At 53.8% G+C, this 14,350-nt stretch carries 16 protein-coding genes; 7 read left to right on the top strand and 9 right to left on the bottom strand.

Features of this window, described 5'->3' with window-relative positions; all coding sequences use genetic code 11:
* Positions 1–4 precede the first annotated feature (4 nt).
* Genes PS2015_RS00735 through rppH form a run of 4 tightly spaced genes read right to left on the bottom strand, consistent with a single transcriptional unit; the run spans position 5 to position 4,385 of the window.
* Positions 5–799 carry a thymidylate synthase gene (locus tag PS2015_RS00735; RefSeq protein WP_058020369.1) on the bottom strand — a complete coding sequence of 265 codons (795 nt, stop codon included), beginning with the start codon at positions 797–799 and terminating at the stop codon, positions 5–7.
* Positions 796–1,587, bottom strand: a complete 792-nt coding sequence (lgt, locus tag PS2015_RS00730) for a prolipoprotein diacylglyceryl transferase (protein ID WP_058020368.1) — start codon at positions 1,585–1,587, stop codon at positions 796–798. The genes PS2015_RS00735 and lgt overlap by 4 nt, the downstream gene beginning before the upstream one ends.
* Positions 1,588–1,612: 25 nt before the next feature.
* The gene (gene ptsP, locus PS2015_RS00725) at positions 1,613–3,889 is read right to left on the bottom strand and encodes a phosphoenolpyruvate--protein phosphotransferase (protein WP_058023070.1); all 2,277 of its coding nucleotides are present in this window, start codon (positions 3,887–3,889) and stop codon (positions 1,613–1,615) included.
* Positions 3,890–3,896: 7 nt separating this feature from the next.
* Entirely contained in the window at positions 3,897–4,385 is a 489-nt protein-coding gene (gene rppH, locus PS2015_RS00720) for an RNA pyrophosphohydrolase (RefSeq protein WP_058020367.1), read from the bottom strand.
* A gap of 166 nt (positions 4,386–4,551) precedes the next feature.
* Between rppH and PS2015_RS00715 the strand changes: the two genes are divergently transcribed.
* Positions 4,552–5,223 carry a histidinol-phosphatase gene (locus PS2015_RS00715; RefSeq protein ID WP_058020366.1) on the top strand — a complete coding sequence of 224 codons (672 nt, stop codon included), beginning with the start codon at positions 4,552–4,554 and terminating at the stop codon, positions 5,221–5,223.
* Here the strand turns inward: PS2015_RS00715 and PS2015_RS00710 are convergent.
* The 3 genes from PS2015_RS00710 to PS2015_RS00700 are packed head-to-tail and all read right to left on the bottom strand — an operon-like array spanning position 5,204 to position 7,501.
* Positions 5,204–5,725 carry a glycine cleavage system transcriptional repressor gene (locus PS2015_RS00710; protein WP_058020365.1) on the bottom strand — a complete coding sequence of 174 codons (522 nt, stop codon included), beginning with the start codon at positions 5,723–5,725 and terminating at the stop codon, positions 5,204–5,206. The two genes, PS2015_RS00715 and PS2015_RS00710, sit on opposite strands and share 20 nt — an antisense overlap.
* Positions 5,726–5,768: 43 nt before the next feature.
* Positions 5,769–6,920: a sulfite oxidase gene (locus PS2015_RS00705; RefSeq protein ID WP_058020364.1), complete on the bottom strand. Its 1,152-nt coding sequence runs from the start codon at positions 6,918–6,920 to the stop codon at positions 5,769–5,771.
* 47 nt (positions 6,921–6,967) lie between these two features.
* Positions 6,968–7,501, bottom strand: a complete 534-nt coding sequence (locus tag PS2015_RS00700; protein WP_335338246.1) for an FKBP-type peptidyl-prolyl cis-trans isomerase — start codon at positions 7,499–7,501, stop codon at positions 6,968–6,970.
* A gap of 37 nt (positions 7,502–7,538) precedes the next feature.
* Between PS2015_RS00700 and PS2015_RS00695 the strand changes: the two genes are divergently transcribed.
* Both PS2015_RS00695 and PS2015_RS15685 read left to right on the top strand, forming a co-directional pair.
* Positions 7,539–8,228: a hypothetical protein gene (locus PS2015_RS00695; protein WP_058020363.1), complete on the top strand. Its 690-nt coding sequence runs from the start codon at positions 7,539–7,541 to the stop codon at positions 8,226–8,228.
* A 123-nt stretch (positions 8,229–8,351) separates the two neighbouring features.
* Positions 8,352–8,528, top strand: a complete 177-nt coding sequence (locus tag PS2015_RS15685) for a PFL_1563 family small protein (protein ID WP_169792249.1) — start codon at positions 8,352–8,354, stop codon at positions 8,526–8,528.
* Between the two features lie 27 nt (positions 8,529–8,555).
* Here the strand turns inward: PS2015_RS15685 and PS2015_RS00690 are convergent, their stop codons facing one another.
* On the bottom strand, positions 8,556–9,455 hold the full coding sequence (locus PS2015_RS00690) for a TraB/GumN family protein (RefSeq protein ID WP_058020362.1): 900 nt from the start codon (positions 9,453–9,455) through the stop codon (positions 8,556–8,558).
* A 46-nt stretch (positions 9,456–9,501) separates the two neighbouring features.
* On the opposite strand from PS2015_RS00690, the gene PS2015_RS00685 reads away from it, so the two are divergent.
* From PS2015_RS00685 to PS2015_RS00670, 4 genes are all read left to right on the top strand, one after another.
* Entirely contained in the window at positions 9,502–9,855 is a 354-nt protein-coding gene (locus PS2015_RS00685) for a DUF6164 family protein (protein WP_058020361.1), read from the top strand.
* Between the two features lie 159 nt (positions 9,856–10,014).
* On the top strand, positions 10,015–10,578 hold the full coding sequence (ahpC, locus tag PS2015_RS00680) for an alkyl hydroperoxide reductase subunit C (protein WP_058020360.1): 564 nt from the start codon (positions 10,015–10,017) through the stop codon (positions 10,576–10,578).
* A gap of 96 nt (positions 10,579–10,674) precedes the next feature.
* Entirely contained in the window at positions 10,675–12,228 is a 1,554-nt protein-coding gene (ahpF, locus tag PS2015_RS00675) for an alkyl hydroperoxide reductase subunit F (protein ID WP_058020359.1), read from the top strand.
* A gap of 124 nt (positions 12,229–12,352) precedes the next feature.
* Positions 12,353–13,441 carry a GGDEF domain-containing protein gene (locus PS2015_RS00670; RefSeq protein WP_058020358.1) on the top strand — a complete coding sequence of 363 codons (1,089 nt, stop codon included), beginning with the start codon at positions 12,353–12,355 and terminating at the stop codon, positions 13,439–13,441.
* Here PS2015_RS00670 and PS2015_RS00665 read toward each other — a convergent pair whose 3' ends face one another.
* Positions 13,442–14,332 carry an SMP-30/gluconolactonase/LRE family protein gene (locus tag PS2015_RS00665; RefSeq protein ID WP_058020357.1) on the bottom strand — a complete coding sequence of 297 codons (891 nt, stop codon included), beginning with the start codon at positions 14,330–14,332 and terminating at the stop codon, positions 13,442–13,444.
* Positions 14,333–14,350: the final 18 nt, after the last annotated feature.

Here is a 14,350-nt window from a genome sequence, read left to right as displayed (position 1 = left end):
ATCGCTACACCGCCACCGGGGCCGGGATATGCGGATGTGACTCATAGCCAATCAACTCGAAATCCTCAAACTGATATTCAAAAATGCTGCCTGGTCGTCGTTTGATCTGCAGGGTAGGAAGGGGCAGGGGTTCCCGCGTTAACTGTAGACGTGCCTGATCCAGATGATTCAGATACAGATGTGTGTCGCCACCCGTCCAGATGAATTCTCCCACCTCAAGATCACACTGTTGAGCCATCATATGCGTCAACAGCGCATAGGAGGCGATATTGAACGGTACACCCAGAAATGTATCAGCGGATCGCTGATAGAGCTGGCACGACAGGCGGCCGTTAGCCACATAGAACTGGAACAGCGAATGGCAGGGCGGCAGCGCCATCTCATCTACATAGGCAGGATTATAGGCTACAACCATATGACGTCGTGAATCGGGGTTATTGCGAATCTGCTCTACAACCTTGCTGATCTGATCCACAGACTGACCATCTTTGCCCGGCCAGCTGCGCCACTGAAACCCATAGACAGGCCCAAGATCTCCATTATCATCAGCCCATTCATCCCATATGGACACGCCATTTTCTTTCAGGTAACGGATGTTGGTGTCGCCGCTGAGAAACCACAGCAGTTCGTGAATAATTGATCGCAGATGCAGTTTCTTCGTTGTTAGCACTGGAAAACCCTGCTGCAGATCAAAACGCATCTGGTGGCCAAACACAGACAGCGTACCTGTGCCGGTACGGTCACTTTTCTCGGCACCTTCAGCAAGAATCCGGTTTAACAGCTCATGATATTGTTTCATGTCGCAGGTTTCCTGTAAGCAATGACCAGCAATACGATGCCGGCGATAATCATGGGCAATGAAAGCAACTGGCCCATGGTCATCCAGTCCAGTGCCACAAAACCTATCCATGAATCCGGCTCACGATAGAATTCAACAAAGAAGCGCTGCAGACCATAACCCAGACCGAACAATCCCGACACGGCGTAGCGAGGGCGCGCACGAGAAGAGAACCACCAAACAAGAGCAAACAGCAATATCCCTTCAAGGAAAGCCTGATATAACTGTGAGGCATGGCGCGGCAAATCATCAACATGCGGAAAAACCATGCCCCAGGCCACTTCAGTGGGCCGGCCCCACAGTTCACCGCCGATAAAATTACCAATGCGCCCGATTCCCAGCGCCAACGGCGCAAATGGCGCGATAAAATCCAGCACTTCAAACCAGGGCTTTTTCAGTTTTCTCGAATACAACCAGAAGGCCAGCATCACACCCAGAAAACCACCGTGGAAAGACATGCCGCCCTCCCACACTCTGAGCAGCCAGATTGGATCTGCCAGGAAGCGGTCGAAGTTATAGAATATGACCGAACCAAAACGTCCGCCGAGCACAGCGCCTAATGCACCATAAAATACCAGATCAGAAAGCTGCTCATCAGTGAAACTGCCTTTCCAGGGGCCACTTCGCACACGTTTGCGCGCCAGCAACCAGGCCGCCGTAAAGGCGACGATATACATGATGCCGTACCAGTGTACGGTCAGTGGGCCCAGTGAAAACGCGACCGGGTCAATATCTGGATAGGTTAACATCTACTTCCTGCAATGGTTGTTAGCATCAATTTGAGCGCGATGACCGCAACAAACGGTCCACACCTGCGTTATAAAGCGCCAGGTCTACGCTGCTGCGTACACTCTGGGCATCGGACATCTGCATCACATCTTCCAACAGCTCCCGAGCCGTGCTCATCGTCACCGAACGAATCACGGCCTTGACCTTCAGAAGGGTCGAGGCGTTCATGGAGAGCACATCAAATCCCATCGCCATCAGCAACAGCGCAGCACCCGGATCACCGGCCATTTCGCCACAGATACTGACTGGTTTACCTTCAGCATGAGCCTGCTCCACAATATACTTCAGGGCATGCAGTACCGCAGGATGGAAGGCCGAATAAAGATCCGCCACGCGCGAGTTGTTGCGATCCACTGCCAGCAGATACTGGGTCAGGTCATTGCTGCCCACCGACACGAAGTCTACCATCTGGCACAGGTGCCGGGTCAGGTAGACCGCGGCCGGCACTTCGATCATGACACCTATCGGCGGCATGCAGACATCAAGACCCTCTTCCTGAAGCTCACGCAGAGCCCTTTTGATTATCTGGGTCGCACCTGTCACTTCCTGCAGGTTTGACACCATCGGCAACATGATCTGCAGATTATTCAGACCCTCGCTGGCACGAATCATGGCACGGGCCTGGGCGATAAATATTTCCGGGTGATCCAGCGTTACACGGATACCTCGCCAGCCCAGAAACGGGTTGGCTTCCTCTATCGGGAAGTAAGGCAGCGCCTTATCGCCGCCCACATCCAGGGTGCGCATGGTCACCAGCTTGGGCGCAAACGCCTGTAACTGTTCACGATAAATGGCTGCCTGCTCCTGCTCACTGGGAAAGCGCTCGCTCAGCAGAAAGGGCACCTCGGTCCGGAACAGACCGATACCTTCGGCACCATGATCCAGCGATCTGACCACATCAGTCATCAGGCCGGTGTTGACCCACAGGCTGACCCGATGATTATCAGGCGTTATGCAAGGCAAATTAATCAGGCCTTCCAGTCCGCGAACCAGTTGCTCTTCTTCTTTTAGTACTTCCTGATAGCGCTGTAACAGTTGCTCTGAGGGATTACTGAACACGGTACCGTTGTAGCCATCAACAATAACCTGGCGTCCATCCAGCCTCCGGTAAGGCAGGTCCAGAGTTCCCATAACGGTAGGGATGCCCATGGTACGGGCCAGAATGGCGACGTGTGAGTTGCCGGACCCCTTGACCGATATCATACCCGCCAGCTTCTCACGCGGGACTTCCATCAGCATCGACGGCGCCAGTTCCTCGCCGACCAGGATGGTTTGATCCGGATACACCTTGGGTTTGGTCCGTTCGGTTTCCTGCAAGTAGAAAAGCACGCGACTGCACAGATCCTTGATATCGGCGGCCCGTTCACGAAGATAGGGATCTTTCATCTGTTCAAATGATTTCACATGATCCAGGGCCACCTCGGCGAGCGCGCCCTGCGCCCACTGCCCGGCATAGATCAGATCGTTGACTTCCCTGCCCAGAGCTTCGTCATCCAGCATGCGCAGATAGACCTCAAACAGGTCACGCTCTTCCGGACGAATTTGATCACCCACCGAATCGCTCAATGCCCGGATATCGTCGCGCACCCGGTTCAAGGCAATAGAAAATGCGGAGAGCTCGCTATCAATGTCATCGGTCATGCGATTGGGAATCAGCGACAGGTCAGCATGCGGGAATACCACAACCGCCTCGCCAATGGCGACGCCTGATGCGCCCGAGATGCCGCTGAAACTGGCATCAGCACGGCGCTGGCCCGATGGACTGATGCCCTGGATAGCACCACTGGCCTCGGCCGCTGCAATCACGCCGGCCAATTGCGCCGATAGCGTAATCAGAAACGCTTCTTCGCCATTGTCAAAAGAGCGCTTTTCTTTGTGCTGCACAACCAGCACGCCAAGCACCTTACGGTGGTGGATAATCGGCACGCCAAGAAAGGAGCTGAACTGCTCCTCGCCGGTTTCGGAAAGATAATGGTAGTTAGGATGCTGCTGGGCATTTTCCAGATTAACCGGTTCGGCGTTTCGCGCCACCAGGCCAACCAGCCCCTCGTCCATCTGCAGGCTCACGTGTCCGACGGATTCTTTACGCAGGCCTTCAGATGCCATCAATACATGGCTGTTGATATCGCTGTCCAGTAGATAGACAGAGCAGACCTGTGTATTCATAGCCTCACGAACACGCGACACAATTATGTCGAGCGCAGTTTGCAGGTCCTTGGCGGTGTTCACCTCCTGGACAATTTCTCGCAATCTGTCGAGCATCATAGGCTTATGATTTTACGTAACGGTTGAGAGGTTTTATCAGCTGACGCAGCGCCTGGCGGTAAACCTCGCGCTTGAAATCGATGACCTGACTCAAGGGATACCAGAAACTGACCCACTGCCAGTCGTCGAACTCCGGTGCCATATCAGGATTGGCCAGACAAATGCGCGATTCATCTCCCCGCAGCCCCAGCAGAAACCATTTCTGCTTCTGGCCGATACACACCGGATTGGTATTCTGCCGGATGTATTGCCGCGGCAGCTGATAATACAGCCAGTCCCGCGTGCTAGAGAGAATATCGACGTCCCTGGCCTCCAGCCCAACCTCTTCTTTTAATTCCCTGTACATGGCCTGTTGCAGGCGTTCACCCTGTCTGATGCCTCCCTGCGGGAACTGCCAGGCATCCTGGCCAATGCGCTTGGCCCACAACACCTGCCCACGCCGGTTGCAGATGATGATACCGACATTTGGTCTAAAGCCTTCAGCATCAATCATTTACGACATCGTCCCGGTAATCCTGTTCAACCATCTGGCTTTTTTGCCAGCAAAGCATTGTTTCATAAAATCGCTCATCGCAAAAGCGCCGCGCAACATTGACTGTTTGCCCATGTATAATGCGCAGGCCTGCTAACCCCGCAATCAAAAAAGTAGAGTAAGTTTTATGAGGAAACTGGCGATATTCGATCTGGACAACACGCTGCTGGCTGGCGACAGCGATCATGCCTGGGGTGAATTTCTGATCAATGAAGGATTGGCTGATGCAGAAGCACACCGGCGCCAGAATGACGCCTTTTATGCCCAATATCAGCAGGGTACGCTGGACATGCAGCAGTATCTCGAATTCGCCATCGCGCCGGTCGTTGGTTTCAGCCGCGAACGTCTGGACGAACTACACCAGCGATTCATGCAGCAGCATGTCGATCCGATCGTTTTACCGGCTGCACTGGCGCTGGTGGAAGAGCACAAGACGGCCGGCGACCTGTGCCTGATCGTTACGGCCACCAACCGCTTTGTCACCCAGCCAATCGCGACACGTTTTGGCGTGCATGATCTTATAGCCACCGACCTGGAAGTTGCTGACGAAGTATTCACTGGCAGGATAGCGGGCATTCCATGCTTTCAGGCCGGCAAAATCCGCAAACTGCAAAGCTGGCTGGATGCCAACCCAGAGCACGGGGCGAACATCTCACACAGCGTTTTTTACAGTGATTCGTTTAACGACATTCCGTTAATGGAGGCAGCAGGTGAAGCCGTTGCTGTTGATCCGGACGACAAATTGCGGGCCCATGCACAGCGCATGGGCTGGCCCGTGATCAGTCTTCGACAGCCGTAAGCTCCACGATAAGATCATCCGCCAGCTGCTCGATCTCCTCTCGCAGCCGGTCTATATCCAGATCGGCCGGTATGTGTAGCAGAGCCTCAGCTTTGAACAGCATACCCGCCGCCATGGGCGCCGGGGTACACTCTGTTTCCAGGTCATCCACATTCACATGGTGACGGGCCAATGCACCGGCTATATCGCGGATAATGCCCGAACGATCATTACCAATCAGTGACAAGTGCAGCGCCTGACGTGGCGCATTGCCGTTGGCATCTACCGTTGTGCGCTCCACCACCAGACGCAGCCGGGGCGACAGTGCATCCAGGGCGGCAACCAGTTGATCGGCCTTGTCCTCATCCACGCTGACTTTCAGAATACCGGCAAACTGCCCGGCCAGGTGTGACATATTACTTTCCAGCCAATTGCCGTGGTGTTGAGCGACAATCAATGCCAGCGATTCCACCAGACCCGGCTGATCCTTACCGATCAATGTCAGCACCAGATACGTCTTCATCAACTACTCTCCTTCATGCGCCTGGCGCTTCATACTTGATACATCACGCCCCGATTCGGATGCGGCGCGGGAATTGACCGAACTCTTCCCAGTAGCTGACTCTTTCCGGTAATTGCTCGGCAGGTGCCTGAGTATGACCATTTATATCAGTCACACGCGAAACGATGGTGTGTTCACCAGGGCTGGCTCCCTGCCAGTCAAAATAGAAGGGTTTCCAGCTATAACGGCTGGACTGTGGATCAATTGTCGCCTGCTGCCAGGGGCCGTCATCAATTTTCACCTCGATGCTACGCAAAGGGGTGCCATCATTCAGGGCAAAACCGGCAATTCGGTGGCTGCCACCACGATTGGTAACCCGGACAATTACAGATTTAAGATTCATACGGGCAACTGAGTTTTCAACCCAGCGCTCTTCGCCGCCCACCACTTCACGCTTCAGGGTGACATAATCACGCCCCATAAAACGCCCCATGTAGCGGGTATCCTGCACATGAATCTGGGTAAGCCACTTGACGTTAGCGACCCCGTAGAACCCCGGGATAAGGAGCCGCACAGGCTGGCCATGGTGGACCGGCAATGGTTGGCCATTCATTTCATAGACGACCAGATTATCCTCGCGCATGGCGTCTTCCAGCGACAGGCTGCGTGCGAAGGCTTTCTCTACTTCGCGTCCGCGGATGGTTTCCATGCCTTTGTCAGCGCCGAAAAACACAACTTCCCGCCCGGCCGGTTGCACACCTGCCTGCGCCAGCAGATCTTTCAGGCTGACCCCGCGCCAGCGGGCATTACCTACCAGGCCGTGGAACATACGACCACCGTTACCACCACACTCAAAGCCGCAATCAATCTCACGGCTGGGCAGGGCGCGCAACTGCTCGTAAGTAAACTGCAGTGGCTGATCGACCAGCCCGGTCAGCTTCAGTTCATATCCTGCCGCGGCCACTTCGGGCTGACCATAGTGCTGCACAACGTAGAAGTCATCGCTGTAAAAATTGTTGATCTGGCGGGTATCGATAATATGAGTCCGACCGGGCTGGCGTGGACCCGGGGCCCAGCCTTCAGGCACATCAATAAAGGGTACAACGGTTTCGCCCTGTGCCAGTGCAAACCAGGGAACGCCGGCTGTGGCCGCGACCAGCCCGGCACTGACTCCGGCTTTCAGCAGTTGTCTGCGGCTTTCGTTTTCTATACTCATGTGACGAGCCTCATTGTTATATTTATTGTCGGAGCAACCCAGTTTGCTCAGTGTTGATGGCCGCCCGGACCATGCACGTGCCGATGTGCTATTTCGGCAGGCGTGGCATCCCTGACTCCCAACACCTCTATCTGGTAGTGCAACGTACGGCCAGCATAGGGGTGGTTGGTATCCACATCCACATTGAATTTGCCCACTTTAACAACCAGAGCGTTCCTGACACCCTGGTTGGTTCGAACACCCACGATGACACCCGGCACCAGATTCTTGATCGGTGGAGGGTTATGCAAGTGTTTGATCGGGAGCCTTGCCAGTTCGTTTGACTTGCGGAATCCGTAAGCCTGCTCAGGCGGCAGTGTAATGCTGAGCGTATCACCAGCCTTTTTGCCCGCCATAGCCTGCTCCAGGCCAACAACAACATTGCCATATCCGTGCAGATAGAGCAGCGGCTGACGACCGAAAGAACTCTCTATCCAGGGAGAGTAGCTGCCATCCTGGCGTACTTCACACAGTCGATAATGGAATGCAACAACGCGATTTGAATCAACACGCAACGTCAGGTGCGGCGGCGGCTCTTGCACAGAAGAAAAACTGACAGACGCGCCTTTTACAGACTCCTTGAGCGGCTCGGAAACCGCAGCGGCGGTCGGCTCAGCAGCCCTTGTAGCCGCTTTTTTAGCCGGCGCTTTCTTTGCGGGCGCTTTCTTTTTGGCTGCTGTTTTGGACTTTGTTGCCAATTCTTTTTCAGATGCAGCGGCCTTTTCAGGTGCTGCCACTTTCCTGGATGGGGCTGGTTTGCTGGCCGCCGCCTTTTTTGGTGGCGCTTTTTTTACTGCCGTCGTTTTGGTTTCCGTCTTTTTCGGCGCAGCTGATTTTTCAGATACAGTCGCCTTTTTTGACGTCGCAGACTTCTTGGCTGGCGCTGCCTTTTTGCTAGTCACCGATTTGGATGCCGCCGATTTTGCAGTGCCTGCCTTTGTATTGGCTGAGTCACTTGCCTCAGGCTTTTTGCTGCCAGCCGGCTTCTTTCCAGCAGACGCGCTCTTGGCAGCAGCGGCTTTGGTAGCCGCTGGCGCTTTTTTAGCCGCAGCGGCTTTTTTAGCCACAGGCGCTTTTTTAGCCACAGGCGACTTTTTAGCTGCAGGCGCTTTTTTGACCTCGGTCGTTTTTTTGGCAACCGGCGCCTTTTTGGCTGCTGAGGCAGCCTTTTCCGCAGCCGGGGCTTTTTTGCTTGTTTTACTGGTTGTTTTCTTTGCTGCAGTTTTCTCGGTCATACTGAACTCTCTCCAACAGATTAGCCGATTCTAGCAGATTGCCCGGCGTATAAAAGAGGAGAGAGTCGCAAAGCCGTGTAAAACCCCAAACTGACAGTTCAGGTGTGTTTAGTGTATACTGATCGACTTTTTACGGTAGATATCAAGGTTTACATCCATGTCCAGCAAATCGAAGAAAGACATTCCTGTATGTGATCGTGACGCACTGGCCCGACAGGTTGCTGCATTTCTGCAGTCCGGTGGCAAGGTGCAGCAGATTCCGACAGGCACCAGCGGGCAAACCAATACCCGCGGCCCCCGTCAGATTATCCTCAGCCACAAAACTGCCAATTGAACGGGCTTGCAAGCCAGAAGGATTTTCTCAGTCTTCCGACATCACTTGCTCAACGCTGTACCCTCGTTGCTGCAGCATGGCCAGAAGTCCATCGTCGCCCACCATGTGGGCGACACCGGCCAGAACATACTCAGTACCATCCTGATCAAACATGGCCTCAATTCTGGGTAGCCAGGCATTGTTCCGTTTCACCAGCATGCTCTCATAAAGCTCATCAGAAAACTCCAGCATGGTCGACACAAACTGATCCTCGAGTGCCTGCAGATCCGCAGACCGCCACGCTCTGACCATCTCTTCGATACTTTGCTCGAGATTTTCAAAATCCTGCAGGGAATAAAGAATGTATTCGCTTTCGTGTCCCTCGCCCATACCGGCCAGCAGGCTTATCTGCTCGTCCAAAGATTCCAGCTCACCCCGCGGCTTGCCGTCACCCATCGCCCTGGTATGGTAAAACGCATCAACCCCCTGCGGTGTAAACCCTAATTTCTGGACTTCCAGCACGGTTATCGTGCTGATCAGCAAGCCAGGCTTAAAGGTCTGCATCATGGCCATAGGCACTGGCAGCCCGGCCCCATCAATAAATTCAGTCAGCGTCTGGTAGGCCTCTTCATTGAGCACGGACCGCAGTGTGCGCCCATCCTGATAGGTCATTTGTGTCATCATGCGCTGCTGTAGTGAAGGGTCCATCATGGCCCCCAGGTCGGTCTCGAAAAACAGCCGGTCAGAATCAGCATAGGCCTGCTCAAAGGCCGATGGCAGCGGATAGTCGGACGCGCGCAGCAAATGAATAGTGCCTCCCATATATATGTAGTCATCATCCTTACTGACCTTCCAGACCGACGTATCAGCCACAGCCCCCGTCGCCACAAAAAGCACCAGGCCTGCTATCAGCCAGACCCTGCCCCACATCCTTTTTACAATCAGCATACAGCCTCCTTTTTGATAAACCCGATTACAGGTAATATGAGCCGCTATGGCCCGACTTTTGTTCAGACTACGCAACGTACCGGATGATGAAGCAGCTGATGTAAAAGAGCTGCTGGAATCTAACGGCATAGAATTTTACGAAACCACTGCCGGTAACTGGGGTATCTCCATGCCAGGCCTGTGGCTGCGCCATGATCAGGATTACGATCTCGCTGCCAGCCTGTTGCAACACTACCAGAGCGAGCGCAGCCAGCGTCTGCGCGCACAATACGAGGCTGACAAGGCGGCTGGGCGCGCCGACACGCAGCTAACCCAGCTACAGCGGGAACCCTTAAAGGTCATAGGTTACTTTATCCTGGTCGCGTTGATTATTTATATTTCAGTCACGCTCTTCTTTTAGACTAGACACTACAGCACCGACCAGCCATATATATTATCTATCATTAACCAACAAACATTTCATTTTACCTAAGCCTCATTTGTCGTTATCCTTTGCACCGTTATTTAAACCGCCGGTTCTGGCAACACGGCAAAAAACAGGTGAAAAAGGAGTATCTACGTGTCATTGATCAATACCGAAATCAAACCATTTAAAGCGACAGCCTTCCACAATGGCGAGTTTGTTGAAGTTTCCGATGCTGACCTGAAAGGCAAATGGTCTGTGGTGTTCTTCTACCCGGCTGATTTTACATTTGTCTGCCCGACAGAACTGGGCGACCTGGCCGACAACTACGACGAGTTCAAGAGCCGTGGTGTAGAAATCTACAGCGTATCAACTGATACCCACTTCACTCACAAAGCATGGCACGACAGCTCTGACACCATCCGCAAGATCCAGTATCCAATGGTCGGCGACCCGACCGGCGCGATCACTCGTAACTTCGAAGTCATGATCGAAGAAGCCGGCCTGGCAGAGCGCGGCACCTTTGTTATCGACCCGGAAGGTAAAATCCAGGTTGTTGAAATCACTGCAGGCGGTATCGGCCGTGATGCCTCTGAGCTGCTGCGCAAAGTTAAAGCAGCCCAGTACATTGCAGCTCACCCGGGCGAAGTCTGCCCTGCCAAGTGGAAAGAAGGTGAAGAAACGCTGGCACCGTCGCTGGATCTGGTCGGCAAGATCTGATCAAAGCCGGTTACTGAAAACAGCCCGAGAGCCCGGGCGCATTGTCGTCCGGGCTTTTTTACGCCTGAAATTTGTGTATTCAGAGGAATGAAAGTGATGTTGGATGCAAATATGAAAACCCAGCTCAAGGCCTATCTGGAGAAAGTCAGCCGGCCTTTTGAATTGGTAGCGTCGCTGGACGACGGTGCCAAGTCTCAGGAGCTGCGTTCACTGCTGCAGGATATTGCTGCGCTGAGTGACAAAATTACTGTCCGCGAAGACGGGCAGGATGATCGTCGCCCGTCCTTTGAGCTGGTCAGACCCGATGCTGAGATGCACCTGCGTTTTGCCGGCATTCCAATGGGACACGAATTTACCTCCCTGATTCTGGCCTTGCTGCAGACCGGCGGACACCCGCCCAAGCTGAGCGAAGAAACGATTGCCCAGATCAAGGCTATTGAGGGCGAATTTCACTTTGAAACGTATTTTTCGCTGTCCTGCCAGAACTGCCCGGACGTGGTGCAGGCGTTAAACGTCATGGCTGTGCTGAATCCCAACATCCGCCATGTTGCCATTGACGGTGCGCTGTTTCAGAACGAGGTGGAAACCCGACAGATCATGTCGGTACCCAGCGTCTATCTAAATGGTGAGCCTTTCGCCCAGGGACGCATGAGTGTCGATGAAATTCTGGCGAAAATTGACACAGGCGCTGAAGAGCGTGAAGCAGCCCGACTGAATGATAAAGAAGCCTTCGATGTCCTGATGATCGGCGGTGGCCCTGCCGGCGCAGCGGCAGCCATTTACGCGGCCAGAAAAGGCATTCGCACTGGTGTGGCGGCTGAGCGCTTCGGCGGTCAGGTGCTGGATACCATGGCCATCGAGAATTTTATTTCAGTGAAGGAAACCGAAGGCCCGCAGCTCGCCCGCCAGCTCGAGGAGCATGTGCGCCAGTACGATGTAGACATCATGAACATGCAACGCGCCTCGGCACTGATTCCCGCCGTTGAACCCGGCGGGCTGCACGAAGTGCAGTTTGCCAGCGGCGCCTCTCTCAAGGCACGCACGGTGATTATCAGCACCGGCGCCCGTTGGCGCGAACTGAATGTACCCGGCGAGAATACCTATCGCAACAAGGGCGTTGCCTACTGCCCGCACTGTGACGGTCCGCTGTTCAAGGGTAAACGCGTTGCGGTGGTCGGCGGTGGCAACTCAGGCGTAGAGGCCGCCATCGATCTCGCCGGGCTGGTGGCACATGTCACTGTACTGGAGTTCGCAGATACACTAAAAGCCGACGAAGTTCTGCAACGCAAGCTGCGCAGCCTGCCGAATGTCGATGTTATCTGCTCAGCCCAGACAACTGAGGTATTGGGTGACGGCCAGAAAGTTAATGGCCTGCAGTACAAAGACCGACGGACTGACGAGATGCACACCGTTGAACTGGAAGGTGTCTTTGTGCAGATCGGCCTGCTGCCCAATAGCGAATGGGTAAAAGGCACTGTGAAAACCACACAGTTCGGCGAAATCGAAATCGACAACAAGGGCCAGACCAACATCCCTGGTGTTTTTGCGGCCGGCGATGTAACAAACATCCCTTACAAGCAGATTGTCATTGCCATGGGCGAGGGCTCCCGCTCCGCACTCAGCGCCTTTGACTATCTGATACGTCAGTAAGACATGGCATGGCGCAGATTCGACGATGGACTCGTCAATCTGCGCACTGTCATTGTATTGTCGCCAGATCTGAATAAAAATCCCGATCGTAGAACTACTTTCCATGCGCAACAAGGAAACACGGATGAGTAAACTAGACGACCTGGAAGTTCTGCAGCACGACATCGAATACATTCGCAAAACCAGAATCAGGCAATTCATTCTGGTAGCCATAGCACTGTTCGCGGTTCTATCGGTGGTCAATATTGCCGGTCGGCAGACTTCTATCCTGTTTGTTATGCTCGGCGCCATCCTGGTGCTCAGTTACGCCCTTCGGGAACTACGCCAGAATCATGTCGGACGTGCCAGTCACATCGTCCTGTGGGTCATACTGATCACTATTACTTACAGCATGTGGGAAGGCTCTGGAATTCGCTCAGCCGCCGTGATTGGATACCCTGGCGCCCTGCTGTTTGCCTTGATAATGACGGGTGTGCGTTCCTTCTGGATTGTCTACGCCGGTATGCTGATATTCATGACAGTGCTCACCTGGGCAAGCGTCAATGACTGGCGTGAAGCGACCGAACAGACACGAGGCTATTTGACCCTGATCGATTATGCAGCCGTGCTGTCAGCAGTTACTTTTGTGGTTCGCGTGCTGGCCAGTGATCTGCTTCGACTGTCAGGGCGACTGCACATGCAAATAGCTGACGTCAAACACCTGGCTGATCACGACACCCTGACGGGCCTTCCCAACCGGGGCATGGCCGAACATTTTTTTGAACAGATGCTCAGTCAGAGCCAACGCGATGGTCGTAAGGTAGCCCTGGTTTTTGTCGACATTGACAACTTTAAAATAGTGAATGACACACACGGACACCACCTGGGTGATGAATTGTTGCAACACTTGAGTGACGTGATCAGCGGACAATTGCGCAAATCCGATCGTCTGGTGCGAATCGCCGGAGATGAGTTTCTTATACTGCTGCCCGGTATCGACAAAAGTCCTGATATTGGCCGGATTCTGCAGAAAATCAGCCGACAGGCCAGTCAGCCAGTTATGCTTGCCGGTATAGAGTTGACACCCACGCTATCGATGGGTGTTGCTCTGGCACCCGATCATGGCACATCATTCCGTGAGCTGATGGCGCTGGCAGACAGCGCCATGTATCAGGCTAAAGCTGCAGGCCGCAATTGCTATCAGTTATATCAACCAACTGCAGCCCGCTCTTGATCAGTACATACCCTTCACGTTCATCTGCAAGGCAAATAAACTGCTGCGAGCCGTAACGTAAAGGACATCGCGCTGCGGACCACCAAAGGTCATATTGGCAGGCGCCAGCGGGAATTCCATACTGGCAAGCTGCTCACCAGTCGGGCTGTAGACTGTAATATTGTTGCCGCCGGTCAGGTACAGGTTGCCATACTCATCCAGCGTTACCCCATCTGAGCCCTGAGCAGCGATCAAGCGCTTGTTGTCAACCTGCCCCGGAGCAGAAATGTCATAAGCGAATGTCTGATTGCCCAGGTGGTCTGCCACATAAAGGGTACGACCATCGCGTGTACCGATGATGCCATTGGGTTTGACCAGGTCATCGATGATACGTTCAGCGCTGTCGGCACCTGGCGCCAGGTAGTACACATGATAGCCGTCCTGCGGAGTGTTGGATTCATTACCGTAGCGCGGGTCTGTGAAATAAATACCGCCATCTGCGTCAATCCACAGATCGTTGGGGCTGTTGAATGCCGCCCCCTGATACTGATCAACTACAACTTCGACATTGCCATCAGCATCCATTCTGGTAATTCGGCCGGCGCCACCTTCACAACCATAGAGTTGCCAATCGGCGTTAAAAAACAGCCCATTGGTGCCGTTGGTGTTTTCCCGGAATGTCTGCAACTCACCTTGATTGGTCCAGACATGTATTCGGTTTGCGGGTATGTCAGAGAAATAGACATTACCCTGAGCATCGGCAATCGGGCCTTCTGTAAAAATAAAACCATCTGTCAGTAATTGAACCTGCGCCCCGGGAGCGACCAGTGAAGCGGGTTGAGCCATGCTCATCGGTGCCACCGCAAGCAGGCCAAGCATCAAGGCGCCAAGTGCACTTGTTTTATTGTTCATAGGTTTGTACTCCAGCAT

The organism is Pseudohongiella spirulinae (assembly GCF_001444425.1).
GTDB classification, from domain to species: Bacteria; Pseudomonadota; Gammaproteobacteria; order Pseudomonadales; family Pseudohongiellaceae; genus Pseudohongiella; species Pseudohongiella spirulinae.
The sequence above is the reverse complement of the archived record's forward strand: the minus strand, read 5'-3'. Positions and strand labels throughout refer to the sequence as shown.